At 41.7% G+C, this 2,478-nt stretch carries 3 protein-coding genes; 2 read left to right on the top strand and 1 reads right to left on the bottom strand.

Annotation, left to right across the window (positions count from 1 at the left end; translation table 11 throughout):
- Positions 1-299 (bottom strand): MarC family protein (locus A3761_RS21275; RefSeq protein WP_197473163.1); only part of this gene is annotated, 299 nt, incomplete at its 3' end.
- 257 nt (positions 300-556) lie between these two features.
- Between A3761_RS21275 and A3761_RS21270 the strand changes: the two genes are divergently transcribed.
- Both A3761_RS21270 and A3761_RS21265 read left to right on the top strand, forming a co-directional pair.
- Positions 557-1,375, top strand: coding sequence for a lysophospholipid acyltransferase family protein (locus tag A3761_RS21270; RefSeq protein ID WP_068553412.1), 819 nt, complete (start codon positions 557-559; stop codon positions 1,373-1,375).
- On the top strand, positions 1,372-2,352 hold the full coding sequence (locus tag A3761_RS21265; RefSeq protein ID WP_068507530.1) for an SDR family oxidoreductase: 981 nt from the start codon (positions 1,372-1,374) through the stop codon (positions 2,350-2,352). Before A3761_RS21270 ends, A3761_RS21265 begins: the two co-directional genes overlap by 4 nt.
- Positions 2,353-2,478: the final 126 nt, after the last annotated feature.

Genomic DNA, 2,478 nt, shown 5'->3' with positions numbered 1-2,478 from the left:
CCATTCCCGCTGCCAGCGAAAGACAAACTACTGGTAACCATACGAAACGCCGTATAAAACAAAAGCACGCCACCGGATATCTTGAATGCATGAATACTAATCGCAAGCTTACTTAAAAGGAGTTCACCAAAATTGCCAAACAATACTAGTAGCATCGTGGAAATAAGACAGGCCTTGAAAGCGATCAACTTTCGACCTGAACCACTTTCAAGCAAAGAATGGAAAATTAAAGCCATTCCAATCGGATCGATGATCACAAATAGAGCAACCAACGCTCCAACATATACACTTATATCCATAAGAATCTCATAAAAGGACTTACTATCACTATAGTATTGAATCGTGCCAAGCGCGAAAGATACTTTCTCTAAAGCGAAAAGGCTTAATTTTTTTGTATGTGATAAATCAATCCCTATATATTTTATTGCCCTTTAATCCTGATTTAAAAAGACCCGCAGCGTAATAATATGACATAATGTTCATGTCGACTCACAGTCACAAAACTAAGTCGAGTCAAGATAGAACAGCAACACAATAATATGTCAAAGGATTTGAAATGGGCTTAAAATCTTTTCTAAAAGATAAACTAGTATCAAAAGAACTAAACGTCCAACTCGATAAGATAGAAAAACCAGTTGGAACCCTTGGCTATGACCCATGGGGTTTTAACTCTGATACCAATAAGATTGTTTTTTCTTTATTCTCTGGCATTTACAACAAATACTTTCGCGTAGAGACTAGCGGGATTGAGCATATTCCCGATTCAGGGCCCGTACTAATTATCGCAAACCATAGTGGACAGCTTCCTATTGATGGAACACTTATCGGTTATGCAGTAGCAAACCGAGAAAATTCTCCTCGTTTACCTCGCGCAATGATTGAGCGCTTCTTTCCAACAGTTCCATTCCTTGGAAATTTTCTGAATCAGGTTGGTGCCGTATTAGGCGACCCTATAAATTGCGCAAAAATGCTTGAAAATGGTGAGGCTATTGTGGTTTTCCCGGAGGGAATACGAGGCTCAGGAAAGCTATACAAAGATCGCTATCAGCTTGCACGTTTCGGAAATGGCTTTGTGCACTTGGCAATGAAGCACACCACACCGATTATTCCGGTTGGCGTCGTTGGCTGTGAGGAGACCATCCCTGCTATCGCCAATATCAAGCCCTTAGCTAAGCTTTTAAACGTTCCTTATGTTCCAATAGCCCTGCCTTTCATTTTCCCTGCGAAAGTTCGCCTCAACTTTGGGAAACCTATTTACTTCGAAGACGAAGATCTTACTGAAGAGCAAGTGACGCGTAGAGTTGAAAAGGTTAAATCAGCCATCAATGGCTTGATTGCAAAAGGATTGAATGAAAGGGAGGCAATATTCGAATGAGTTCTCGTACAAACACTAGCAAAACAATCAGCAAGAAAAAAGCTGAGCACAAGAAAAACGTTCTTGTTACAGGCGCTGCCGGCGCCTTAGCCCAGCAAGTCATTAATCGACTTCGTGATGAATACCAAATTGCTGCTGTAGATTTCCGTAAAATCACCTATCACAGCGACGACATTCCAAGTTATAAAGTCGATTTCAATAAACGCGTTTTTGAAGACCTGTTTAAGCATCATGACTTTGATAGCGTTATTCACCTCGGACGTATTTCTTCTGCAGAAGAAACACGGATGAGACGTTATAATGCCAATGTTCTTGGCACACAAAAGCTTTTGGACTTAAGTCATAAATACGGGATCAGCAATGTTATTGTGCTATCAACCTATCACGTTTATGGGTCATCACCCTATAACCCGGCACTGATTGATGAAACTGCCCCGCTAAAAGCAGCTGAGCTAACAATGGACCTGGTAGATTCCGTCGAGCTTGAAAGCCTAGCTAATATCTACCTATGGCGCTATCCTGACTTGAACATTACGATTCTAAGGCCCTGTAACATTGTCGGCCCTGGCGTACGAAATACCATCAGCAACTTACTTTCAAGTAAATACGCACCGGTACTGATGGGATTCTCTCCAATCATGCAGTTCATACATATAGATGATATGGCCGATGCCGTTACGCTAGCGCATAAGCAGCGAAAGCGCGGTGTCTACAATGTTTCGACAAATGACTGGGTTGCCTACCAAGACGCGCTGGAACTTTGTGAGTGTACACCCATACCCATTCCATCTATCCCGCCCGTGTTGCCTCGTGCCATTACAGGCTTTCTGAACTTAACAATGTTTCCGTGTTATTTGCTTAATTATTTTAAGTATCCGGTCGTTATTGATGGGTCTCATTTCAATGAAACCTTTGGATTTAAAGCGAAACGCCCGATTAAAGAAATTTTCAGAACTTACCGTGAATTGAAAGAGTAGCAGACTAAAATCTAGACGTAAAAAAGCCGATGAGGCTAGCGCTATCATCGGCTTTTTGTTGTCGCTTAAATCCCGATATTTTTTAAGGTATCAAGCATCTGCTCAAGTATCGCAGCCGCTCTCGGA

This window comes from Oleiphilus sp. HI0123 (genome assembly GCF_001635315.1).
Note: the sequence above shows the minus strand (reverse complement) of the source record. Positions and strands in the feature narration are given on the sequence as shown.